The organism is Providencia sp. PROV261 (assembly GCF_028477945.1).
GTDB lineage: Bacteria > Pseudomonadota > Gammaproteobacteria > Enterobacterales > Enterobacteriaceae > Providencia > Providencia stuartii.
The window spans coordinates 171853-196409 of record NZ_JAMPMC010000006.1 but is presented as its reverse complement, the minus strand read 5'-3'; the positions used below and the strand labels follow the sequence as shown (position 1 = coordinate 196409).

The window sequence follows — 24557 nt, the reverse complement described above, 5'->3', positions numbered from 1 at the left end:
ATAAGTAAGATAAAAAAGTCCCCCATTGAAGGGGGAAAACAGAAGTATATTAATTGTTATCATAATCAAGTAGGAGTTGCTATTAGGTGTGGTTGTTGCACCTCTTACAAACTTGCTTTTCGATAATGGCACACAGTGCAGCAGAAAGGCAATATAGGTATAGGCGGTTATTATCACATTTCGAGACTAAATAATTCTTGGGCTATTAATTTCTTAAATTAATCATCTAGTTTAGGAAGAATAGTTTATTGGAATAGAGTGCAAATATTTCTCCTAATTCGGATGTCGGTCACAGATAAGTTATTCAGTTATAGCTCGTTGGTGGGGTATAGCTTACTCGCCTTCATTTTAAGATGAGATTGAGATGAGCCGACTCGGTGGTAAGTGAGAGAGAAAAGTATGTTAATAGAGAAAATGGCGGTAAAAGTAAGCTGATCTGCACATCAGCTTACTTGTTGGTATTTAGTCTTGAACTTTGATTTTTTGGTCGCCCATAGAAACTACTTTTCCTGCCGCGATTTTGCAACGCTTGCGAGTTTCTATTACGCCATCAACTTGCACTAAGCCTTCAGCGATCATGGCCTTAGCCATTGCCCCGCTTTCTGCCCATCCTTCTATTTTGAGCAAATCACACAGTTCTATGTGTGGGTGGCCTTCAAGCCTGAAAATATCCATGACAGCTCCTGATTTCATTAAATATCGTGATACTCTTCGCACGCTTGCAATGTATTTTGGATCAGTGTGGCTACCGTCATCGGGCCAACACCACCTGGTACAGGGGTGATCCAAGAGGCATATTTGGAGGCCTCATCAAAGTCTACATCACCGGTGACTTTACCATTTTCAAGGCGGTTGATGCCAACATCAATCACGATAGCACCCGGTTTAACCCATTCACCCGGAATAAAATTCGGTTTTCCTACAGCAACAACTAAAAGATCGGCATTGCGAACGTGTTGCTCAAGATCTTTTGTAAAACGGTGAGTCACGGTGGTTGTACAGCCAGCAAGTAGCAGCTCCAAGCTCATAGGGCGACCAACAATATTAGATGCACCAATGATAACGGCATTTAGCCCATAGGTGTTAATACCGTAGCGGTCGAGCAGGGTAACAATCCCTCTTGGTGTGCATGGGCGTAGACGTGGTGCGCGTTGGCATAAACGGCCGACATTATACGGGTGAAACCCATCAACGTCTTTATCTGGGTGAATGCGCTCAATAACTTTAACGTTATCGATGCCCGCCGGCAGAGGTAACTGAACTAAGATACCATCGATTTCAGTATCTTGGTTTAAATCATCGATCAGTTTTAGAAGCTCTGCTTCAGTTGTTGTATCAGGCAAATCATAAGAGCGAGATAGGAAACCCACTTCTTCACATGCACGGCGTTTGCTGCCGACATAAATTTGTGAAGCCGGGTTTGCACCGACTAAGATAACAGCAAGGCCTGGTGCGCGTTTGCCCTGTTCTATACGTTGTTGGACTTTTTGGGCAACTTCCTGCCGAATTGTCTGCGCAATCGTTTTCCCATCAATAATTTTTGCTAACATCTGTGACTTAATCCATATATGAGACTTGGGGATGTGCCTATTTTGTCAGAAGTTAGCGCCAATGTCAGTTCAATCTGTAACATAAAATGAGCAGATAGTTATTTTAGTAGAGAAAAGCCATTGACTCAGCGCGTAGCAACCGTATAATTCAACGCCATCAACCGTATAGGTTGCCGCATTTCTCTTATGCGCCCTTAGCTCAGCTGGATAGAGCAACGGCCTTCTAAGCCGTAGGTCACAGGTTCGAACCCTGTAGGGCGTACCATTTCGAAGTCAGTGGACATCAACCGATGTCTTTTTTTATGCCTAAAATTCAGTGAATTAATTGAATTACTGTGAAAATAATCAGATAGCGTTATGCCATATTCAACCCGATAAGCTACAGCAAAATGGCTTTATCGAGCGTTTTAATGGTTCGTTTTGTCGTAATTTTTTGATTTGCTTATTTATTTGAATCGTTGAGCCAAGCTAGAGAGTGAGCGTGGTATTATCATCATTGATTCTTACCTTTTCTATCAACTAGTACAAAAAGGAACAAATGGTTTATAAATAAAACACATTCGATTTGACGTATGTGTTTTTTAGGTATAATTTAAAGAAAAGGCTAAAGAGGTACATATGGAACCATTACAACTGTTTAAAATTTTAGGCGACCAAACAAGGCTCGATATCGTGCTGCTTTTGAAAGCATCCGGTGAGCTATGTGTCTGTGATATCTATACGGCCTTAAATTTATCGCAACCGAAGACCTCTCGACATCTAGCAATGCTTAGAGAGGCGGGTCTTCTACTCGATTCAAAACATGGGAAATGGGTTCATTATCGGCTATCTCCGGCATTACTACCGTGGGTAAAAAGTATCATTGATGTCACCTATGCCACAGAGAAAAATAGAGTCGCAGATTTACTCAAAAGCTTAGAGAAAAAAGAATCTGCTAATCGCTGTTCTATATAAAATTTTTTAAATTAACATATTCGAAAAATCATATATAAGGTTGAGACATGAAAAAACTCGAAGTATTTGATCCCGCGTTATGCTGTAGCACTGGCGTTTGTGGAACAGAAGTTGATCAAGCATTAGTGGACTTTGCAACAGATGCAGATTGGTTAAAAAAACAAGGAGCGAATGTAAAGCGTTTTAATTTAGCGCAAGAGCCTATGGCATTTGTTAACAACATAAAAGTAAAAACATTTCTGGAAACCGCTGGCGCCGAATCACTCCCGCTCTTTATTCTTGATGGTGAGATTGTGCTGACAGGTCGATACCCTAAACGTCATGAGCTAGCAAGATGGTTTGGTATTCGCCTGAATATTGAGAAGGTGGAGACAGTTAAGTCGTGTTGCGGTAATGACAAAACATGTTGTTAACAGGGGCGATAAAATGAATTTTTTAGACAGCACACCTAATTATTTATTTTTCACTGGAAAAGGGGGGGTGGGTAAAACTTCTATTTCCTGTGCGACAGCAATCAAGTTGGCAGAGGAAGGGAAAAAAGTCTTACTGGTGAGTACGGATCCGGCTTCTAATGTTGGGCAGGTATTTTCTCAATCGATTGGCAACAATATTCAGCCAATAACATTGGTTCCAAACCTATTTGCCATTGAAATAGACCCTCAAGCTGCTGCCGAAGAATATCGAAATAAAATTATTAATCCAATCAAAGAAAATTTACCTGAAGCGGTAATTCAAAGCATTACGGAGCAGCTATCAGGCGCCTGTACCACAGAGATTGCGGCTTTCGATGAATTTACTGGATTGTTAACCAATACCGAAATTACCCGCCAATTTGACCATATCATTTTTGATACCGCACCTACGGGGCATACCATCCGTTTATTACAACTCCCGAGCGCGTGGAGTGATTTTATTAGTGACAATCCTGACGGTGCGACATGTTTAGGTCCAATGTCTGGCCTTGAAAAACAACGTGAGCAGTACAGCATGGCAGTGCAAGCGTTGAGTGATAACTCACTAACAAGGTTAGTATTGGTTGCACGTCCTCAGTCAGCCGCTTTGAGGGAGGTTGCGAGGACCTATAGTGAATTGTCTTCTCTGGGTATCAAAAATCAACAATTGATTATAAATGGTGTTTTCCCGGAAACGGCGATGACTGAAAATGATAAGTTATCCCATGCACTCTACTCTCGAGAGCAAGCCGCATTAAAGTCTCTGCCTGAGGCATTGCGTTCGTTACCCATTGATATTCTTTATTTACAAAATATCAATATGGTTGGTGTCGATGCATTGAAGCAGTTGTTATCGAATGACATGCCACAATTTTCAACCATTACTCCGACAAAACAACCTATTTCTTTACCCTCCTTGTCAGAACTGGTTGGGGAAATATCTCAGCAACAACATGGGCTGATTATGTTAATGGGCAAAGGCGGTGTTGGGAAAACAACGATTGCAGCATCAATAGCGGTTAAATTGGCAGAAAAAGGGCTTGATGTGCATCTGACTACATCAGATCCTGCTGCTCATGTTGAATCAACACTTGATGGTGTTTTACCCAATCTTCAAGTTAGCCGAATTGATCCCATCGCCGAAACTGAACGCTATCGTAATTATGTCTTAGAAACAAAAGGGAAAGATTTAGATGCAGAGGGGCGTGCATTACTTGAGGAAGATTTGCGCTCTCCATGTACTGAAGAAATTGCTGTGTTTCAGGCCTTTTCTCGCATCATTAGAGACGCAGGGAAACGTTTTGTCGTCATGGATACTGCACCGACTGGACATACATTATTACTTCTTGATGCAACAGGGGCATATCATAAAGAAATTGCTAAGAAAATGGGCAAAAAAGGCCACTTTTTGACCCCTATGATGCAATTACAAGATCCTGAGCGCACCAAAGTCATTATTACGACACTCGCTGAAACAACGCCTGTGCTTGAGGCGGAAAACTTACAGAATGACTTAATACGAGCAGATATACATCCGTGGGCGTGGGTAATTAATAATAGCCTATCTATCACGGAAACTACCTCACCATTGTTACTTTCAAGGGCAGAGCAGGAAGTCGTTCAGATTGAAAAGGTGGCATCAACGTTAGCAAAACGTGTTGCTATCGTTCCTTTACTTGAGACTGAGCCTGTGGGGATATCCGCATTAAGTCAGCTCGCAGAATAAGTTTTATTTTTAGAAAATAAAAGGTGCACGAAAGCACCTTTTAAACGAGGTTGTTATGTTTATTGCCGCATTAATTTTTGTTCTAACGATTACGTTTGTTATATGGCAGCCCAAAGGGTTGGGGATTGGCTGGAGTGCTACAGTAGGGGCTGTATTAGCACTGATCTTTGGTGTGATCAGTTTTCAAGACATTCCGATTGTTTGGAACATTGTTTGGAATGCCACCGCGACATTTGTTGCAGTGATTATTATTAGCCTACTTTTAGATGAAAGTGGTTTCTTTGAATGGGCGGCATTACATGTTGCCAAGTGGGGCGGTGGTAAAGGAAGGCTGTTATTCAGTTATATCGTATTGCTTGGTGCAACTGTTGCAGCCTTATTTGCCAATGATGGTGCGGCATTGATATTAACGCCCATTGTGATTGCGATGTTACTTGCACTTGGTTTCAACAAAGGCACGACGTTAGCGTTTGTCATGGCGGCGGGTTTTATTGCAGATACAGCGAGCTTACCGCTTATCGTTTCAAACCTCGTGAATATTGTTTCTGCGGACTTCTTTAATATTGGATTTACTGAATATGCCTCAATTATGGTGCCAGTGGATATCGCGGCGATTATTGCAACGTTAGTGATGCTGCATTGGTTTTTCCGTAAAGATATTCCTAAGCAATATGATATGACTAAATTGAGTGAGCCTGCTTTAGCCATTAAGGACATGACAACGTTTAAAGCAGGTTGGCTTGTATTGGTGCTGTTGCTCATCGGTTTCTTTGTCTTAGAACCATTAGGTATTCCTGTTAGCGCTATTGCTGCAATTGGCGCCTTAATTCTTTGGGTGATTGCAGCCAGAGGCCATACGATTAATACCAAAAAAGTCTTACGTGGTGCACCGTGGCAAATCGTCATTTTCTCTTTAGGTATGTACTTGGTGGTTTATGGCTTAAGAAATGCAGGGTTAACCGATTATCTTTCTGAAACGCTCAATTACCTTGCCGATAAAGGGTTATGGGTAGCAACTCTGGGAACTGGATTTATTACCGCATTTTTATCATCCATAATGAATAACATGCCAACGGTATTAATTGGTGCTCTATCCATTGAAGGGAGTGAAGCGTCAGGGGTAATTCAGCAAGCAATGGTTTATGCCAATGTAATTGGCGCAGATTTGGGGCCAAAAATTACACCAATTGGTAGCTTAGCAACATTGTTGTGGTTACATGTGTTATCACAAAAGAACATGACCATTACATGGGGATATTATTTCAAAACAGGGATTATCATGACGATCCCTGTGCTCATTGTCACACTCGTTGCTTTAGTGCTTCGACTTTCATTGTTAAATTAAGGGTAACCCAATGAATGAGATCACCATCTACCACAACCCAAATTGTGGCACTTCACGCAATACCCTTGCAATGATCCGCAATAGTGGTATTGAGCCGGCGATTATTCATTATCTAGAAACACCACCCTCTAGAGATGTGTTAGTAAAACTTATTGCCGATATGAAAATCACGGTAAGGGCGTTATTACGAAAAAATGTCGAACCCTATGAACAATTAAATTTAGAACAAGATAGCTATACAGATGACCAACTCATTGATTTTATGTTGCAGTACCCGATACTGATTAATAGGCCGATTGTCGTCACTCCGCTAGGCGTAAAGTTGTGTCGGCCTTCAGAGGTAGTGCTGGATATATTACCTAATCGGCAACAAAATGAATTTGTCAAAGAAGATGGTGAAGTTGTCGTTGATAAACAAGGGTGCAGAATAAAGTAAATGATGCTTTGAAATCATTGTTGTTGGTTAATGTTTATCAGCGACATTCTTTGTTGGAATAGACCAAATGCCCTTATGGCAAGTAAGGCAGTATTTTTGATTATTTGTAAAGTCGTCATGGCACGGTACACAAAACCAATCCATAACCTTTAAAATCGGTAAAACGGAATGAAATTACTGATTAAGTTTATACGTTGAATGAGTTAACAATAAGGGCCATTTTAATAGATACATTAAAATGGCTCTTATTGTAATAAGTTGATTAATCAAGCTAAGGTTAAAATGTCACTATTACTTTTGAAGAGATTGTTTTATCGGCAGCTTCTAATAAGGCTCTTTCTATCTCTTTTGATGTAAGAAGGGGAAGATGCGTGATAGTTATCTTATTTTACCTTCTATTTTTATTGAAATTTTATTCTGTTTAAAAACAAAGTGTTATGATACCCTCTAAAAAATAAGGTATTTTGCACAAATTAACCATAATTTATTGTTGCACGAAGGTTTTTTCCTGATAGTTTATAGTGTACTGCCGTATAGGCAGCTTAGAAAATCGACGTGATACGAGGTTTCTGGGTTATATTGTGTACTGCCGTATAGGCAGCTTAGAAAAAGTCACTCCGTATCGGATTACTTACAAAAACGTGTACTGCCGTATAGGCAGCTTAGAAAATGACAGCCCCATTCGTGTTTTTTACTCGTGTGTGTACTGCCGTATAGGCAGCTTAGAAATATATCGAAACCGGCTATGTAGTTATTGGATAGTGTACTGCCGTATAGGCAGCTTAGAAAACCAATTAATAACATCCTGTTTATCAAAGTCAGTGTACTGCCGTATAGGCAGCTTAGAAAAGACCGTGAGCACTTAGCGAATCAGGATGATGGTGTACTGCCGTATAGGCAGCTTAGAAAAGTTAGTAAACTTAGCGATTTACTTCAATCATGTGTACTGCCGTATAGGCAGCTTAGAAAATCAATAACTAGCTTTTTAAATGTAGCTTCGTGTGTACTGCCGTATAGGCAGCTTAGAAACAGACAAGCGGCAATCTATTAATGCCATCTGGGTGTACTGCCGTATAGGCAGCCTAAAAATGATAAATGATTATCCTGTGTGCTTTCCAATAAGCTGCACAGGCTTCTTTTTTCGCTATTTTAAGATTAATAATTAGATTATATTTATTGAGATTTCTAGTTTATTAAAACAGTGCAATTCCTTTAAATAATAAAATTAATCGGTGAGGCAGGATGAAGCTGCTAAATAAAACAATCTATACGCTTATTGTGGCATTTATATCAACAGCGGCAATGGCAGAGGAGTGTATAGGTGATAGTACCTATCAAGCATGTACAAGATCGAGTACTAATGCACAAGGCGATAATATTATTGAATCGTATGATACTGACGGTAACTCATATTCAATAACATCTGGCTCAAGAGACTATGCGGATGGTTCATCTGAAGTCTTTTCAGTTGATAGTGAAGGCAATGAATACTCGATAAAAAGTTGGTGTGACAGCTCTGGATGCCATACATCTGATAGCGAAGGGAATACGTGCACAATAACAAATACTGGCGAGATGATAGGCTGTTAAATGATAAAGAAAATACTAATAATATTTATTGTTTTAATCAGTGCAATATCTGTATTTGCATATAATAAGCTGACAATTTTTACTGTTCAGCCAATAGGCACAATACCGGATGGTGTCACTGTTGTTATGTGGAAGAAAGGTGATATGCGTTTTTTTGAAAGTCCTGACGGATTATGTATGCAGAGAGTCGGCAAGGTTAATTTACTCTGTAGAATGACAATGTTAGGAAGCGCTATTGATAAAGATAATATTATTATCAGACTTCCCTATAGTGAATATGCCTATTTAAAATCAACAAATGGCAGAAAATTTGATAGATGATAAGACTCATAGCTATTATTAGGGGTATGATGAGTTAGTGTTTTTAACTATTTTTGATATGTCTTCGCTAAATGGTGATTTAAACTTTTATACCCATTAGGTGCGTGATATATAAAATCAATCATTACAAAGTGATTGATATCTTTTCTCTATCATTTATCTTATTGAAAATAAAGGATAAATAGACGATGGCGGATTGATGAAATTTTTGAATTAAAAATAAGAATAACTGTCTAACTTACATTGCATATCGCAAAGACGAAGTGTTGAGATACATATGTACGCTAAAAACCTGTTCTCCCTAAAGTTACTCCATCCCAAATACGCTACAACATGGTTAGGAATTGTTATTTTATTTTTATTGGTTCAACTCCCTTATAAATGGCTTGTTCGGCTTGGTGCATTTTTGGGGGTTAATTCGAAGTATTTTATTAAAAGACGAGTTTCCATTATAAAAAGAAACTTAGAATTGTGTTTTCCAAATAAAAACCGCAAAGAAATAGACGATTTAGTTATCGAAAACTTGAGATCGCTAGGTATTGCGTTATTTGAAACCGGAATAGCGTGGTTCTGGAGTGATAAAAGAATTAAAAAGCTCTTTCAAGTCAAAGGAATATCTAATTATCAAGAAGCCATTGCCAAAAATAAAGGGGTAATTATCGTTGGGGTTCATTTTATGTCGCTGGAGTTAGGTGGCAGAATTATGGGGCTATGCTTTCCTGTAAATGCGATGTATCGACCACATAACAACAAAGCAATGGAATATATTCAAACAAAGGGTCGATGTCGTTCTGGCAAAGGAATGATTGATCGTAAAAATTTAAGATTTATGGTTCAAGAATTAAAAAGTGGCAAGGCCATTTGGTTCGCACCTGACCAAGATTTTGGTCGAAAGGGAACTGTATTTGCTCCGTTTTTTTCAGTCAAAAATACTTCAACGTCAAAAGGTACATCAACGCTTGCTCAATTATCTCACTCACCAACATTAACTGTCACACTGCTACGTAACCGTAATGGTATTAGTTATGACTTGGTGCTAGGGAAAGAAATAGTCAATTACCCAACTAGCGATGCGCTACATGATGCCGCGACAATTAACTCTGTACTAGAGAAAGAAATAATGAAAGCACCAGAGCAGTACTTGTGGGCGCATAGAAGGTTTAAAACTCGCCCTGATGGGGAGCCTTCTCTCTATATTTAGAAAATGGTGACGCAAGATAAGGGGATTCCCCCTATAATATAAGACCCGCATTGGTTGGGTCTTTTTAATTATTCGGTACTTCAAACATAAAGGGTATTTATTGGTAAGAGAGGGAATAGGAATAATTAATTATAGCAAATAATCCTATTTCTAGGTTACCCGTAATATTACATTTCCCAATGATCATCAACCCATGTAGCTTCTGAGTCTTCGATGCTAACACTCCATTGTGCTGTCGAAAACGCTAGAGTTAATTGCGAAAGACAATCTAACCAATAATCGATAGACTCGAGCAAAATGGACTCATCATCAAGTGGTAATTTTGTTGAACCTTGTAGTAAGAATTGATCTGATGGCTCTTCATAAAAATAGAGAGTCTCCGCATCTTCTTTGTATGGAAAGGCTTGATTCAACTGATTTACCATGGTTTCAAACGTATTTTTTTCTTCAAAATTGAAAGGAGTCTTTTTTGTTGCGGAATAATAAATAGAAACGCCCATATTCGTACCTTGCTTGTAAGAATCCAATGTAAGAGATAAGTCAGATAATAAAAAAGAGGGGTAATATTTTAAATAAGAGTTAACTGAGATTGGCATGCTCAAGCAGAGCCTTTGCTTAAAATGTGACGTTAATTGATCGCTGTGACTGTGGTAGCTGGCTAACCTCTGGGCTAAGGCGAAACTAAATGCTGTTATTGAACTTATCGCTTAATCATTGGCTAGTCTGAATACCTCGATACTGAAAAATGACTTAAGAAGGTGAAAAGGCAAAGAATATTAAAAAACGTGTATCGCACAAAGAAGGAGACTATAAAAATAGCGAATTTTATTTTGCTAATTACCTTAATTTAAAAAAATATTGCCATACAGACGATAACATAAAAAATTATTGTAAGGCTGCTTAAGAAGGTCAGTAAGTTATTTTTATCTTCATTTATTATGACATAGACAAGCGGTGCGATAAAAAAGAGGATAGAAAAAATATAAAAATATAATGCGTAGCTGCGTAGAGAAAACATGAATGTCCAGCCTTTAATTTTACTGACTATCGTATGCTGCATACGAACAATAAAAATCAAAGTATAGTATTTAATTCTCTTGGTGAGTAGGATATTTCTTATTTTTAATGAAGTGAGAATTAAGATATATCTGACAAATTTAGTTATTAATACTTAATAATGATGTGTGTTTTTATTTTAAATTTCATTTTGTCGTGATGAACAAATCGAGAGTAGGAAAGAGATAGATCACAACCTCCGTCGACTTTTTATATAAACTCAGTGCCCATCATTAGGGCTATTGATAGAAATTTTATTTTTAAATATCGGATTAAATTGATGTGATAGTTTGTTTATTACCTTGTAGTTTCTATGCTTAATTTATCTGATAAATTTAATGGTAATTGATATTAAGGCACCTATTTGCAGATTATTTATTTCCTAGATACAATGAAAATACTTTAAAAATCATTGGTTACAAATCTATCGCGTACCATTAATCTTAACTTTTAGGGTAAAAATGAAAAAACATATTCTCTCAATTACAGTACTTAGCGCCGCCACATTGTTGGTTACAGGCTGTAGCTCAAATAATGATATGTGGGGTGAATTCGCGAATATTCTGAGCGACGCCAACCCAGTTGTTCAAGAGTCAGAGGAATGGGAAGCATATAGTATTAAAACAACACAGCAGGGTGTGACTTACGCTTCTGCTAGCTCTGCTGATCAACAGTTTGTCAGCAAAAAAATGGATGCTGAATATGCTGATGCTCTATATCGCGTATCAAGCCCTTTTGCGAGAAGCGATAAAACGAAAGAACAGTTAGCTAAAGACAACCAAGGTTATCGTTTTAAATATAATGAAATCATGGTGGTAAAAGATAAAAAAACGGCTAACACAATTGGGTATTGTGTGAATTATGACTCTGACCAAATAGAAAATGGTCAAGTAAAACCAGTGAAAGAAAAAGATAAGATTAGAAACCACTTTATCTATGTCGATAAAGTTAAGCCTTTATCTGTAATGACCGTTGGCAGCGACTTTACTAAAGTGATGTGCGGTGAAGAATTTTATAATAAATATAAAAAATAAGTTTCATCACAATCACTTCTTATAGGCGAAAAGAATTATTGTTGTGCCACCATTTTATATCCAATGAGTTAGGAGGAAGCTCCTAACTCGGACTGGGGGATTTTTATATCAGACTAAATTGAATATAGCACAGTTAGTTGATATCAGATCAGCACCTCTCTAGACCACCTTATTTTTAAGCATGATTTTTTTGATCAGCCTTGAAAGGGAAATACCGACAAAGCTAGGGCTAGCAATGAAAATGAATGAGTGGGAAAAGGTTGACAAAGGGCGCCTATTATTTGTTCTAGCTCCCAGTTTTATATCAATATGATTTATTCTTTGATTCGAAGAAAGTCGGGGTCTAGGTGCTGATAATACAATACGTAACCACTGTAGGTTAAATTGTGGTGAGATATGAGATAACCATTAAATAGCTTTCACTAACATGAATAGTCTCGTCATAACAGCTCAAAGAATAAGGTTAATTTTAGTGTGAAATTTAATCTTAAAATAATAGAGAGTAAAGTGCGATGGCATAAAAAGACCTTAATTAATAAGTGGTCAATAATATCCGTAAGAGTGATTCAAGAGTCCCCCTTTTTTAAATGGTCATTGATATATTAAGCTAAAAATGAATTGATAAAATACTTAAGTAAAATAACGTATCCTGTTAGCTTTAATATTGCCCAAATCGTAGGTCTACGATAGGTTAATTTTCCTACAGATGTTACAAATTCTCCCTAGCGACCAAGTGTTTTTCTTTTAAATAATGAAAATAACTATTCATTTATAGTGACTTGTCATTTTTCTGTTAGCGCTAAATATATTATATCTTGCAGAAGTTCCGATATTGATAGAATAGGGGTTTTGCATTGCTATTTGTCTAAAAAGTATTCAGTTTTATTTAGTTAATATTCTATTTTTATTTTATGAATAAACATTCATTAAAAATAATTTTTAACAAATAAATTTAATTTTAATCTAAATTAGAATACAATTACGTTACAAATAAAAATTAAATGATGATCTTATTATTTAGATACTGACGTTCATTTGATAAAAGGAAATGTTTTAAAATGGCAATAACTAGAAGAAAGTTTCTTATCGGCGGGGCTGTTGTAGCCGTGGCTGGTGGGGCGGGAATTTTAACCCCGATGTTAACTCGAGAAGGTAGATTTGTTCCTGGCACACCGAGACATGGGTTTGTTGAAGGAACCGCAGGTCCTCTACCTAAGCAAGCTGACGTTGTTGTGATTGGTGCTGGTATTTTAGGTATTATGACCGCTATCAATCTTGTTGAACGCGGCTTGTCTGTTGTAATCGTTGAGAAGGGGAATATTGCTGGCGAACAATCTTCTAGATTCTATGGCCAAGTCATTACTTACAAAATGCCTGATGAGACATTCCTGCTTCATCATATTGGTAAACAGCGTTGGAGAGAAATGAATGCGAAAGTGGGTGTCGATACTAGCTATCGTACTCAAGGGCGCGTAGAAGTTCCTCTTGATGAAGAAGATTTAGATCACGTCAGAAAATGGATTGATACAAGAAGTAAGAATGTCGGTTCAGATATTCCATTCAAAACTAGAATTATTGAAGGTGATGAATTAAATCAGCGCCTTCGTGGAGCTACATCAAATTGGACAATCGCCGGTTTTGAAGAAGACTCAGGTAGCCTAGATGCTGAGATTGCAACCTTTGTTATGGCGGAATACGCTAAAAAAATTGGGGTTAAGATCTACACAAACTGTGCTGCAAGAGGCTTAGAAACTCAAGCGGGTGCAATTTCTGATGTTGTGACAGAAAAAGGTGCGATTAAAACTTCTAGAGTGGTTGTTGCTGGCGGTGTATGGTCTAGACTGTTCATGCAAAATCTGAATGTTGACGTACCAACATTACCGGCTTACCAATCTCAGCAATTGATCAGTGGTTCACCTACTGCACCGGGTGGTAACGTCGCTTTACCAGGTAACATTTTCTTCCGTGAGCAAGCTGATGGCACCTATGCGACTTCGCCTCGTGTGATCGTTGCTCCAGTCGTAAAAGAATCATTTATCTATGGTTATAAATATCTGCCATTGCTATCAATGCCAGATTTCCCAGTACACATTTCATTAAATGAACAGTTAATTAATTCATTTACACAACCGACACACTGGGAGCTAGACGAAGTTTCTCCGTTTGAGAAAAATAGGAATATGACCGCACTGCCAGATATTCCTGAGCTAAATTCTTCATTAGAGAAATTGAAAGCAGAGTTCCCTGCATTTAAAGACTCTAAACTTATCGACCAGTGGAGTGGTGCGATGGCGATAGCACCAGATGAGAATCCTATCATTTCTCAAGTTAATGAATATCCAGGTCTGGTGATTAACACCGCGACAGGTTGGGGTATGACAGAAAGCCCTGTTTCTTCTGAAATCACGGCAGATCTACTGTTAGGTAAAGAACCTTCATTGGATGTGAAACCATTTAGCCTTTACAGATTTTAGATTAAATCGATTTTAAGTTATCCGACCCATATTTGATAACAGCCCTCCTTGTGAGGGCATTTTTTGCTTTCTGCAATCTATTCCCTCATGCTAATGCTAAATAAGGCCGCTATTAGCGCATTCGAGAATCCATGCAGGAGGGGAGTCATCTCATTCGTGTAAAGGAAAATACAAAATATATTAATCCTTTAATGGGGCCATTTAATTTCTTATCTCTTTCTATGCAGAAAGGAATGATTGTATTTACGCTAACGGATACAGTTACTTTTTGAAGCTGTAGTAATACGGTGATGTACCATGATGGTAGAAATTTATATTGGTTGATTGGTTGTCGTAAGATATAGAAAGTGAGGTGACAAAGCAGCCATGGTTAATAGGTATTTAAAGGAAGAAACAGCGATTGAGCATCATTACAAATGAAGCTAACTGTATTTAAGGCGGGTCGTAGGTATTTACTCTGACTTTAAGGATAACAATACGCAGGCTTTTATCTTTGCTGATGTGATTAGTGACTATTGGTAGTTATTTTTACTGATTACGTATTGCTCTTTTGATTTATGGTAAAAAGTGAATTAGGTGCTAATACGTAATTTTTAATCAACTAACGGCAAAAACAGGTGCATGTGTGTTGTTAAAAAGACAAAGTCAAATGTTATAGCTCAATGTATTCAACGTTACTTAGTTTACCCTGTTCATTATAAATTTATATATTTCAGGTAGATATAGTGAAAAACTAATAAATATAAATGCGGCTATAAAATAGATGTTGATAGACTCCATGGTTACTGTTGTTGAAATCGTTGCGACAGCTAAGATTGTCACAATGATACGTCGGCTATTTGCAGTCATTATATTGGACAGCTCATTAAAAAATGTTTCAAAAAATCTAAACATAACAATTCCTTTTTATCGTTTCATGCTGAGTGTATATGATTTAAATAAATTATTGAAGTTTTTATTAGCTATTTGTGCTATTTAATATTACACCAAATTATCAAACTGGCTGATTTTTATCTTTTTTTAACGCAGGGCCGTAAAAAGTAATTTATAAAATTTATTATTACGATGAAATATTTAAATTAAAATAATAAAGAGATATAAAAGGCAATGGATGTTGTTTTCATCTGATTGATTTGAATGGGTTATTTTTTATTCTTATCCTTTCTAATAAGAATATTTCATGCTGGAATTATTATTAAAACATCAATGATTAAGTTGGTGTGGAAATAAGGTTAAGTGTTAATACTTAACTTTTTTATAGTGGTTTTCAGATTGATCGACTTCACAATTTTATTCTTTTAATAAAATATCTCGCGTATTCTAAATAAGCATTCTATTAACCACTATATAGGTGATTTAATTATATTGTGATGCTATTATAATTAAAACGTCAGGTAATAATCACGATTTGATATCGATAAATTTAAGATAAGTTAGGGTTATTGGGCGATTTAGCATGTTTTCATTTAAAGGCAGTGAAAACATTTTTTAGCTTATCGATTGTATTTTAGTCATCACATAATATTGACAAAGGGGATAAATAGGTGGTGTATTTAATAGATGAGTTTTAACACGATTCTGATTGATAGTTTTAATTGGATTATTTATCCTGCTGAGAGCCATCAAAATGAGGAATGAGTATGCCAACAGTTGATATAACTGACCTACTAGGTTATTCCATTATCAATACCATAAATATGATTTTTAACCCATTGGAGTATTTCTGCCAGGAAAACATGATTGAGAGTATGGGCACCTTGTTGCTATCTTTTATGATTTAATCACCTTACTGCTTGAAACCACTATTTTAATGATCAAAAAACGATAGTGGTATTTAGTAAAGCAAGTAAAAAATGATTGTTAACTAATTGATAGTATTGGGTTTTTGTGGTTATAACGCTTTTTTTAATTTATCCTATCAATAAAAACATTATTCTCTAACAAAACTCCCCCCTTATAGATAAATATTGTAAATAAAATAATCAATCAAATGATTATTATTTTATCGATATGAATGATGTGGCATAGCGCTTTATTGCGTGTGTGGTTTTTTATTGTGTGTGGTGCATCACAAAAAATAATTACTATTCAAAATGGCATTGTTTTTATCTTTAATCGACGGATAGTTGTGGCTGTTACCGCAATGGTTTCTACTGATTTTGTGATTAATAAAGATGATTAATAGGGAGTTAATAGATATTACCGTCATTAATTATCAATAAATAATTAATAGGTAAGATTAAACAAAAACAGTATCGCCAAAGAAATATAAAAAATTTTTGTTAACCAGAAAGTAAATAATTTTTTCACTATTGAATGAGGGTAATTATGCCAGGATCTCTATTTCCTCAAGATTTTCTGTGGGGTGGTGCAATAGCGGCAAATCAAGCGGAGGGGGCTTGTTTTGAAGGGGGGAAAGGACTCAGTATTGCAGATGTTATTCCTTATGGAGCTAACAGGCATCCGGTAAAAATGGGGATCGAAAAACGTTTTAAATTACGAGATGATGAATATTACCCAAGCCATTTGGCAATTGATTTTTATCATCAATACAAGCGTGATATTGCGCTAATGGCAGAAATGGGATTTTCGGTGTTTCGCACATCGATTGCATGGAGCCGTTTATTTCCGCGTGGGGATGAAGTCACTCCAAACCCAGAAGGTATCGCCTATTATCTCGACTTATTTAATGAATGCAAAAAATATCATATTGAACCGCTAGTAACCTTGTGCCATTTTGATGTTCCGATGCATTTGGTCACTGAGTATGGCTCATGGCGTGACCGGAAGATGATTGATTTTTTTGTGACCTATGCCAAAGCCTGCTTTGAAGCATTTGATGGGATAGTGAAATATTGGCTGACATTTAATGAAATTAATTTGCTATTGCATACGCCGTTTTCATCATCAGGGTTAGTCTTTGAAGCGGGGGAAAATAGCGAACAAGTTAAATATCAAGCCGCTCATCATCAATTAGTTGCTAGCGCATTAGCGACAAAAATAGCCCACGAAGTCAATGCTCAAAACCAAGTTGGCTGTATGCTTGCAGGTGGTGGATATTACCCTTGGTCGCCTAAACCAGAAGATGTATGGGCGGCAATGGAAAAAGATCGTGAAAACTTGTTTTTTATTGATGTACAGGTGCGTGGATATTATCCCGCCTATGCGCAACGTATTTTTCGTGAAAACAAGGTGACACTTCTGGTCACGGAAGAGGACGAACAAATCCTTAAAAATACCGTCGATTTTGTTTCGTTTAGTTATTATGCCTCTCGTTGTGCCTCGGCGGATATGGGGGATGGTACAAACCCGTCGATTAATGCTGCACAATCTTTAAGCTCTCCGTATATAAAACAGAGTGAGTGGGGGTGGGGAATTGACCCTCTCGGTTTAAGATTAACCGCAAACATGCTCTATGATCGCTATCAAAAACCATTATTTCTAGTAGAAAATGGTTTGGGGGCGCATGATAAGTTAAATGAGGATGGTGAAATTATTGATGATTATCGAATCGATTACCATCGTTCACACATTCAAGCTTTAGGTGATGCTATCGCTGATGGTATCCCCATTATGGGATATATTTCATGGGGATGTATTGATTTAGTCTCTGCTTCAACAGGCGAAATGAGTAAACGATATGGTTTTGTGTATGTTGATAAGGATGATCAGGGAGCTGGCTCACTAACAAGGATACGTAAAAAATCTTTTTGGTGGTATAAAAAAGTGATAGCAAGCCATGGTAATGATTTGTATTAATGGCTTTTTTCCATATTAAAACATAAAAAAAAGAGTCCCTTTAGGGACTCTAACTGAATGAAATCACTACTACATGATTTGTTCTTTACAGCGATATTATAATTATGCAATCGGTACTATAGCATATCTACGTACATGATGAAGACGTTAGTTTTTAATAAATATCTTAGCTTTTCGTTGATACATAGCTTAAATATATAATGTTTATATGATAATAACTTAAGTATTCAACTTAGCATGTTATTTTATATTACAAGCGTAATATTTTGTTACGCGCTATATCAGATAGGAAATGATATAACACTGGTACTAATAAATTCCCTGGTATTAGAATTCAGTATTCAACTGGTTAAATATTATACTTTTATTTTTGCGAATATTATTATTTACTATTTTATGGTGTAACGACATTGATACTGGTTAATGTGATTAAAGAACATCAACATTAATTTTTATTCCTCAATGATGAGATATCTCTCCCTTCGTTTGACTTGACACTAATGTACCGTATAAATCCGATGATAAAAATGTGAACTGTGTATCAAAACACACGTCAAGTGTTAATATTTTTAAAGATATTAATATTGCTTATGTAAAATTTTCTTGTGTATTCAATAGATTGGCTTTTTGGCTTATGTAATAAATAGACATGAATTGAAGGAGATTAACAATATTCATCAATGGGTTGAAGAAAAGAGGGCGTGCTGGTTTATTAAGAGTGATTTATTACTAAGCCAAAAAGGTGAGCTGATAAAGGTTAAGTTGCATACTACAGGCGTCAAAAGAGATTATTCTTTCTTATCAGATTGTTCACGGCAAAATTGATCCCAGATGATGTTGAAGTTGTCGTTAGGAAAAATATTTCCAGAACGTTCAATTAAAGGGATAGAAACGACATTTCTTCCATCTTGGTGCATATATGTTTTGACGAGGAATCGTTTATAGCCAAAGGAATTTTCGCTTTTAAAAACGAGTACCTCACCACATACATAACCAAGTATTCCGTGATCGAGTGTTTGCCGAATTTCATAGTAATGAACATTTTTATATTCGGCGGTTTCGGGAAATGTAAGGAAATCCTCCACTGCTTTTTGTGATTTTTTAACGATATCCAGATCAGGGGTATAATTTGCCATCATGCCAGCAACAAATGAGCCGCCTGCGATAAGAGCAATAATTAAATATGAAAATATATTCTTTTTCATGAAGTTACTCTTTTTATATTTGAATAATAGTAGTAATTTTAGAATTAGGCGATATTAAGGTAGCATAAGCATAGGCGTGTTTATATGGGGATGAAATAACAATAGTCAATTAAAGACAAAGGGTTACAATTAATAATAAATTGTTATGTTAAGTTTATTTGAATAGTTATTGTTATTTTAAGTTTTTTATTGATGACGTGTATGTACTTTAAATGAAAAATAATCAAAAAATGATTTAATGATTATTTTTCATTATTGTGGCCATATTTATCGCTTCTATTAATTGTGAACGATTAATTCTAGGGCTATTACTATCGAGTAGTTGTTGCCATAGGCTAATGGCTTTTTCATAGTTGGCGTGCATAAAGGCGTCTGAGGCTAATAGCATTAAAGCGGTCACTTCATGTTTATCAATGGATAATGCATGCTCTATTACTTGCATTGTATCTTCAGTCATCTGTTGCCCCGCTTGATAATAGAGCACAGTCGCGATAGCTGAATAAAGTTGCGCGTTTTCTCCTGTATATTTAAGTGCTTGGTTATAGGCAATCAAGGCATTGTCATAGCTATTTTGATATAAATAATATTCACCGAGGATTGCCCAAAGGTCACCATTTTGGGGGGATTGTCGAATATTATTTTGTAAGCGTATCAGATCGCTTTGTTGTTGCTGTAGTGGGGGCAATATATGTAATGGGTCTGAGATGCGCTGGTATTCATGATAAGTGGCGCTAAAGCGCGGTAGAAAAAAATACCCTGCTATTGTAAGGAGCAGTAATAGAGCTACGCATAAATGGATAGCATAATAAGAAAGGGTATCGTTGCGCTTCACTTCGGCGTGCTGTGATGGAATTTCATGAGTTAATTGTATGGACAGCTTAGACGTCGGAGTAATGGTAGCTTCCGTTGAATTATGTTGATTTGTTCGCGGTACTGAGGCTCTTTTTTTTATTAAATAATAGAGCAGGGCGATGACAAAGATGAATCCGATAAAAGGCAGGCTCCAGAGTACAATGGTTCCCATGTGTAATGGCGGATTGTAGAGTACAAAATCACCGTATCGCTCGGTCATATAAGAGCGTATTTCAGCTTCAGTTTTCCCTTCCGCTACCATTTTATACACTTGATGGCGCATACTGACAGCGGTAGGGGCATTGGATTCGAGCAGGTTTTGATTTTGGCACTGAGGGCAGCGTAATTGAGCCGCAATTTGTAATGAAGTTGTTTGCTGTTCTGCGGTAGCAAATTGCCAAGTATCCACAATGTCGGCTTTGGCTATATTCGTCGCCATAAGTAATAACGTTAGAACAACATAATGCAAGAGTTTATTCATGCTGACTTCGCCCTTTAAACCACCCAATAAAGAGACCGATGCACATGATAAAAGCCCCTCCCCAGATCCACTGGATACCATCTTGCACATAGAATCGTAGCGCATAGCGGTTATTTCCCGTCTTTTCACCTAATACGGCGTACCAATTTCGCATCCATCCCCAGTGCATACCAGGTTCAATCATTATCTGTTGGCGAGCGGTATAAAATCGACGTTCAGTCTCAAGGTGTGTAATAAATGTATCTTTTTGATAAACGGCAATGAGCGCTTTTTCAGTGGTGTAATTGGATTGAGTATCCAACTGTAATTGCTTGAAATTAAATTGATAACCGGCGAGTGAAACGGTGTGATTAACCGTCATATTGGCACTGATTTCTTGTTTGCTTACAGTAGAAAAAGCAATACCAGTGGCAAAAATAATCACGCCAGTGTGTGCAAGTAATGAGGCTAGTCGCTTCTGTATTTCATTGAGAGGGCGTAGCCATAATAGCAACAGTAAGCCAACCATTATAGCCGTTGCGCTCGCGATAAATTTAGCATCACTCCATCGCAAAAGTAGGGCGATTACAGCGGCAATGATGCTAACAGACAAACGCCAACGGAAAAAAGAGCGGGTAGATGATTTGAGGCTCCCCACGGCCCAAGCGCCGATAACCATCAGCATAATTAAGCCAAAAGGCAGTAATGTTTGGTTAAAATAAGGCGCTCCGACTGATATCTTTCCCCACCCAAGTAGGCTGTAGAGCATGGGATATAGCGTGCCGACTAACACAATAAACAGGACAACCACAAATAAAATCAATGTCATCTGTAAATAGATTTCGCGTAGGGTTAATGCCCGTTTAGAGGCTGATACTGCGGGTTTCGCCTTACAACCATAAATAAGTAAGGCGACGATGCTCATGCTAATAAATAATAAAAATAATGGTATTGCACGAACATTATCTAGGGCAAATGCATGGACTGACACGAGTATGCCCGAACGAACAATAAGCGTGCCAAGTAATGATAAAATAAATGTGACTATGGCTAAGATCATCGACCAATGGCGGTAACTTCCCTGTTTTCGCGAAGCCGCTAAACTGTGTAGTAGGGCGGTTGCCGCTAGCCAAGGCAACAGTGAGGCATTCTCGACAGGATCCCAAAACCACCAACCGCCCCATCCTAATTCGCTATAGGCCCACCATGAGCCTAGCGTGATCCCCATGGTAAGTATGCACCAACTTGGTACGGCCCAACGCCAACAAACCCATGCAATAGTTTGGCTGAAATTTCCAGCAATCAGCGAAGCCAAAACGCATGATGTGACGACCATCAAGCCGCTATAACCCAAGTAAAGTAGCGGAGGATGTAAAATAAGCCCCCAATGTTGCAACATTGGGTTGAGGTCGCGACCTTCAATCGCGGGCGGAAAGATCCGCATAAAAGGGTCTGAATAGAGCACGATAAACCAAAGTAGCGCTGCGCTCATTGCGGCAAGAATAGCTAAGGTTAAAGCAAAAAAGGGGTGATCTTGTTTGCGATAGCGCCAAGCGAATAACAGATGCCAAGTCGACAGTAAAAGCACCCAAAGAAGGAGTGAACCTTCATGCCCACCCCAAACCGCCGCTATTTTTATTAATAAAGGGGATAAACGGTGGCTATGTTGAGCAACATATACCACCGAAAAGTCACTTTGAATAAAGGAAATAGTTAGGCAAAGAAACGCAATAACGAGAAATATAAATTGCAGAGTAGACCAATAAACCCCAAGTAAGCGTGATTTTTGGGTGTGTTTGTAGGTACTAACCAACCCAAACAAGGCATGAAAATTGGTTATGCAGAGTGTTAACAGCAAGCTAATAAACCCGATTTCAGGGAGTATAAGTTCCAATGAGCACCTTGTTTGTGTTAATTAAGCGACCGTTAATTGCCCTGCATAAAGGACAAAGAAACGTAATAAAAAGACCCCAACCAAACTCGCACTACTGACAAAAACCACTCGGGCGGCACTTTGGCTATTATTGACCCATTTTTTCAAGGCCAGTGGGATCATAAAACCAATGCCAACCACACCAATCCAAAACCACCAAGTCCAAAAGCCTCCACCAAGTGCTGCGATAAGCGCGCGCATTTTGCCATCATCCCCTAATGCTAAACCGACAAAGAAAGCCGCTAATAAGAAAATTTCCAGCCAAACGACAAAGCCTTCAACGCGATGTAGAAAATGCGCTTCTGGGTTATGGACATTTTGGCGATAGCGCAATGCTAAAGCAATGAGCGCGACGGCAAGCCCCGATGAGATCCCTGAAAAGAGAAAGAGAGCAGGTAAGATAGGGTTATTTAAGAATGGATAGGATTTTAACGCGGAAAGTAAAAAACCGGTATAAGCCCCTAATAATACCGCCAGTACGAGCATGGTGATTTCAATGGCGCGTATAGCGGGTGTGAATAAATTTAATAGTGAGCGAATAAAGCCAAAACGCGGTAGCCATTTTTGCTGTATTGCGACCAGTTCAGTTTCGAAAACTTTAGCTAACCAGACAACGAGTACCACCATGTAGACTTGGAAGAGCATAACCCCCATCGACATGACGGAGGTCGGACTGTAGTGGAACATCAATTTCCAAAAGGTCCATGGGCGTGTTAAATGGAAAATTAAAATGAGTAATCCCAAAATAACGGTCGTCGGTGCCAGAAATAGAGTGGCTCTCATTAGTGTGCTCTTACTGGTTGCTTCAGACGGATAATATTGACGCAATAGCACGGCAAGCACCACTAACCCTGCTGAAATACCAATTAGAAAGAGGTAAACGGCAATGGGCCAATCCCAAACTAAAGATTCAAAATGGAAAGCAGAAGCAGTTGTCATTGGCTAACCTCCCCATATTTGAACGGAACTCGGTACATTTTGGGGCGAGTACCGAGGGCTATTTTATAGCGATACGTGGTTTTTTGACGCAACATAAGAGAAATATCACTGTTAGGATCATCCAGATTGCCAAAGACCAATGCCTTGGTTGGACAGGCTTCGACACAAGCCGGTTGTTTACCTTTTTTCAAGTTTGTTTTTCGGCAAAAATCGCATTTGTCGGCAGTTTTATTGACTGGGTGAATGAATCTTACTCTGTAAGGGCAAGCCGCAATACAATATTGGCAACCAACACATAGGTCTGGGTTAACATCGACAATCCCTGTCGTTTTATCAATAAATGATGCGCCCGTTGGGCAAACATCGACACAAGGTGCATGCTCACAGTGCTGACATGAATGCCGGAAAAAGCGATATTTGATATCTGGGAAGTGACCAATTGGCTCGCTGCGAATAATGGTTAGCCGAGAAACCCCTTCCGGGACTTGGTTGACTTCTCGACAGGCATCCATACAAGCAGTACAACCTATGCATAAGGTTTCATCGTGGATCATGCCGTAACGTACGCCATCCACTTTCATCGTATTTGCGAGGCTATGGAGTGTCGCACCTCCTGACGCCGCCAAGGCTCCTGCATAAATAATAAACTGACGACGCGAACAACTCATGGCTGCTCCTTAAGCAATTTTACCGCCGCTGGATTGAAGTCAGGGTTATTACGTTGGTCTGAGTGACAATCAACACAAATTTTTACGCGACCTTTGTCATTAAGTGTTTTCATCGTATCTTGTTTTGGATGCAGATCATGGCAACTGGCACAGGCAACTTTAGTCACATGAACATCGTGTGGCCAAAACGCTTTTTGTAGCTGTTCGGGTAAGTGACATGACATACAGACACTATTTTGTTGCTCCACGCTATACATAGGGTGGTTAAACCGCATCACATCTTTAGCCCCCTCACGGTGATGAGGGCCTGGGTTACCATGGCAGTTGGTACAGGTAACGGGAAGGTTATTATTAGGGTTAATGACCGATGCGTGAGTGCCATGCATACCTTCTTTGTCGGGTTTATGACAATCCAAACAGGCTGCATCTGGGTTACGTTGCTGAGTAACAACCCAACGTTCACCCGTCTCTGTCGCGGGAGGTGTCGCAGTAGAGGCTGCAATGCTCCATAACAAGCCTAATGCCAGCCCCCCAGCAGTGAATAACGAACGTAGTACGCTCATATTAACTCCATTGGTTATACCGCCTCTGTATGAGGCGGA

21 protein-coding genes, 1 tRNA gene, 1 pseudogene and 1 CRISPR repeat array are annotated in these 24557 nt (G+C 38.3%); of the genes and pseudogenes, 13 read left to right on the top strand and 10 right to left on the bottom strand.

The features are described 5' to 3' along the window. Nucleotides 1-462 precede the first annotated feature (462 nt). Nucleotides 463-675, bottom strand: coding sequence for a ribosome-associated protein YbcJ (gene ybcJ, locus PR675_RS05090; RefSeq protein WP_014656527.1), 213 nt, complete (start codon nucleotides 673-675; stop codon nucleotides 463-465). A gap of 17 nt (nucleotides 676-692) precedes the next feature. After that, nucleotides 693-1550 carry a bifunctional methylenetetrahydrofolate dehydrogenase/methenyltetrahydrofolate cyclohydrolase FolD gene (gene folD, locus PR675_RS05085; protein WP_004922311.1) on the bottom strand — a complete coding sequence of 286 codons (858 nt, stop codon included), beginning with the start codon at nucleotides 1548-1550 and terminating at the stop codon, nucleotides 693-695. Between the two features lie 188 nt (nucleotides 1551-1738). On the opposite strand from folD, the gene PR675_RS05080 reads away from it, so the two are divergent. From PR675_RS05080 to arsC, 7 genes and pseudogenes are all read left to right on the top strand, one after another. Continuing rightward, a tRNA-Arg gene (locus PR675_RS05080) sits at nucleotides 1739-1815 on the top strand. 60 nt (nucleotides 1816-1875) lie between these two features. Further along, nucleotides 1876-2026 (top strand): annotated as a pseudogene (locus PR675_RS05075) (integrase core domain-containing protein); the annotation flags it as partial. A 142-nt stretch (nucleotides 2027-2168) separates the two neighbouring features. Beyond that, a complete protein-coding gene (locus PR675_RS05070; RefSeq protein ID WP_004922304.1) occupies nucleotides 2169-2504 on the top strand; it encodes a metalloregulator ArsR/SmtB family transcription factor in 336 nt (111 codons plus the stop codon). Between the two features lie 47 nt (nucleotides 2505-2551). Next, a complete protein-coding gene (gene arsD / locus PR675_RS05065) occupies nucleotides 2552-2917 on the top strand; it encodes an arsenite efflux transporter metallochaperone ArsD (RefSeq protein WP_004922301.1) in 366 nt (121 codons plus the stop codon). A 13-nt stretch (nucleotides 2918-2930) separates the two neighbouring features. Beyond that, entirely contained in the window at nucleotides 2931-4682 is a 1752-nt protein-coding gene (gene arsA, locus PR675_RS05060; RefSeq protein ID WP_060560878.1) for an arsenical pump-driving ATPase, read from the top strand. 55 nt (nucleotides 4683-4737) lie between these two features. After that, nucleotides 4738-6027 (top strand): arsenic transporter, encoded by a 1290-nt coding sequence (locus tag PR675_RS05055; RefSeq protein ID WP_004922295.1) that lies wholly within the window; start codon nucleotides 4738-4740, stop codon nucleotides 6025-6027. A gap of 10 nt (nucleotides 6028-6037) precedes the next feature. Further along, nucleotides 6038-6463: a glutaredoxin-dependent arsenate reductase gene (arsC, locus tag PR675_RS05050; RefSeq protein ID WP_053110357.1), complete on the top strand. Its 426-nt coding sequence runs from the start codon at nucleotides 6038-6040 to the stop codon at nucleotides 6461-6463. Between the two features lie 27 nt (nucleotides 6464-6490). On the opposite strand, the gene PR675_RS20985 is transcribed toward arsC, so the two are convergent. Further along, a complete protein-coding gene (locus PR675_RS20985; RefSeq protein ID WP_115113469.1) occupies nucleotides 6491-6607 on the bottom strand; it encodes a putative zinc ribbon protein in 117 nt (38 codons plus the stop codon). Nucleotides 6608-6984: 377 nt separating this feature from the next. After that, nucleotides 6985-7553: a CRISPR direct-repeat array (repeat unit 29 nt; unit sequence GTGTACTGCCGTATAGGCAGCTTAGAAAA). A gap of 152 nt (nucleotides 7554-7705) precedes the next feature. Here PR675_RS20985 and PR675_RS05045 point away from each other — a divergent pair. The 3 genes from PR675_RS05045 (at nucleotide 7706) to lpxL (ending at nucleotide 9575) form a co-directional block, all read left to right on the top strand. Continuing rightward, on the top strand, nucleotides 7706-8053 hold the full coding sequence (locus PR675_RS05045) for a hypothetical protein (RefSeq protein ID WP_014656468.1): 348 nt from the start codon (nucleotides 7706-7708) through the stop codon (nucleotides 8051-8053). Beyond that, nucleotides 8054-8374, top strand: a complete 321-nt coding sequence (locus PR675_RS05040; RefSeq protein WP_060560844.1) for a hypothetical protein — start codon at nucleotides 8054-8056, stop codon at nucleotides 8372-8374. A 277-nt stretch (nucleotides 8375-8651) separates the two neighbouring features. Then, nucleotides 8652-9575 (top strand): LpxL/LpxP family Kdo(2)-lipid IV(A) lauroyl/palmitoleoyl acyltransferase, encoded by a 924-nt coding sequence (gene lpxL / locus PR675_RS05035; RefSeq protein ID WP_040132273.1) that lies wholly within the window; start codon nucleotides 8652-8654, stop codon nucleotides 9573-9575. 167 nt (nucleotides 9576-9742) lie between these two features. Here lpxL and PR675_RS05030 read toward each other — a convergent pair whose 3' ends face one another. After that, nucleotides 9743-10075 carry a hypothetical protein gene (locus tag PR675_RS05030; protein ID WP_004922279.1) on the bottom strand — a complete coding sequence of 111 codons (333 nt, stop codon included), beginning with the start codon at nucleotides 10073-10075 and terminating at the stop codon, nucleotides 9743-9745. Nucleotides 10076-11092: 1017 nt separating this feature from the next. On the opposite strand from PR675_RS05030, the gene PR675_RS05025 reads away from it, so the two are divergent. The 3 genes from PR675_RS05025 (at nucleotide 11093) to ascB (ending at nucleotide 17898) form a co-directional block, all read left to right on the top strand. Further along, nucleotides 11093-11665 carry a hypothetical protein gene (locus PR675_RS05025; RefSeq protein ID WP_014656465.1) on the top strand — a complete coding sequence of 191 codons (573 nt, stop codon included), beginning with the start codon at nucleotides 11093-11095 and terminating at the stop codon, nucleotides 11663-11665. A gap of 1058 nt (nucleotides 11666-12723) precedes the next feature. Then, nucleotides 12724-14139, top strand: coding sequence for an NAD(P)/FAD-dependent oxidoreductase (locus PR675_RS05020; RefSeq protein ID WP_004922269.1), 1416 nt, complete (start codon nucleotides 12724-12726; stop codon nucleotides 14137-14139). A gap of 2328 nt (nucleotides 14140-16467) precedes the next feature. Next, a complete protein-coding gene (ascB, locus tag PR675_RS05015) occupies nucleotides 16468-17898 on the top strand; it encodes a 6-phospho-beta-glucosidase (protein WP_060560845.1) in 1431 nt (476 codons plus the stop codon). A 788-nt stretch (nucleotides 17899-18686) separates the two neighbouring features. On the opposite strand, the gene PR675_RS05010 is transcribed toward ascB, so the two are convergent. The 6 genes from PR675_RS05010 to nrfB all read right to left on the bottom strand — a co-directional run bounded on the left by PR675_RS05010 (nucleotide 18687) and on the right by nrfB (nucleotide 24518). Next, nucleotides 18687-19103, bottom strand: coding sequence for a hypothetical protein (locus PR675_RS05010; protein WP_004922246.1), 417 nt, complete (start codon nucleotides 19101-19103; stop codon nucleotides 18687-18689). A gap of 235 nt (nucleotides 19104-19338) precedes the next feature. Further along, nucleotides 19339-20436 carry a heme lyase NrfEFG subunit NrfF gene (nrfF, locus tag PR675_RS05005; protein ID WP_060560846.1) on the bottom strand — a complete coding sequence of 366 codons (1098 nt, stop codon included), beginning with the start codon at nucleotides 20434-20436 and terminating at the stop codon, nucleotides 19339-19341. Next, nucleotides 20429-22309: a heme lyase CcmF/NrfE family subunit gene (locus tag PR675_RS05000; protein WP_060560847.1), complete on the bottom strand. Its 1881-nt coding sequence runs from the start codon at nucleotides 22307-22309 to the stop codon at nucleotides 20429-20431. The genes nrfF and PR675_RS05000 overlap by 8 nt, the downstream gene beginning before the upstream one ends. Before the next feature lie 21 nt (nucleotides 22310-22330). Continuing rightward, nucleotides 22331-23287 (bottom strand): cytochrome c nitrite reductase subunit NrfD, encoded by a 957-nt coding sequence (nrfD, locus tag PR675_RS04995; RefSeq protein WP_004922237.1) that lies wholly within the window; start codon nucleotides 23285-23287, stop codon nucleotides 22331-22333. Further along, nucleotides 23284-23955: a cytochrome c nitrite reductase Fe-S protein gene (gene nrfC, locus PR675_RS04990; protein ID WP_004922233.1), complete on the bottom strand. Its 672-nt coding sequence runs from the start codon at nucleotides 23953-23955 to the stop codon at nucleotides 23284-23286. Before nrfC ends, nrfD begins: the two co-directional genes overlap by 4 nt. Then, nucleotides 23952-24518, bottom strand: coding sequence for a cytochrome c nitrite reductase pentaheme subunit (nrfB, locus tag PR675_RS04985; protein WP_004922230.1), 567 nt, complete (start codon nucleotides 24516-24518; stop codon nucleotides 23952-23954). Before nrfB ends, nrfC begins: the two co-directional genes overlap by 4 nt. Between the last annotated feature and the right edge of the window lie 39 nt (nucleotides 24519-24557).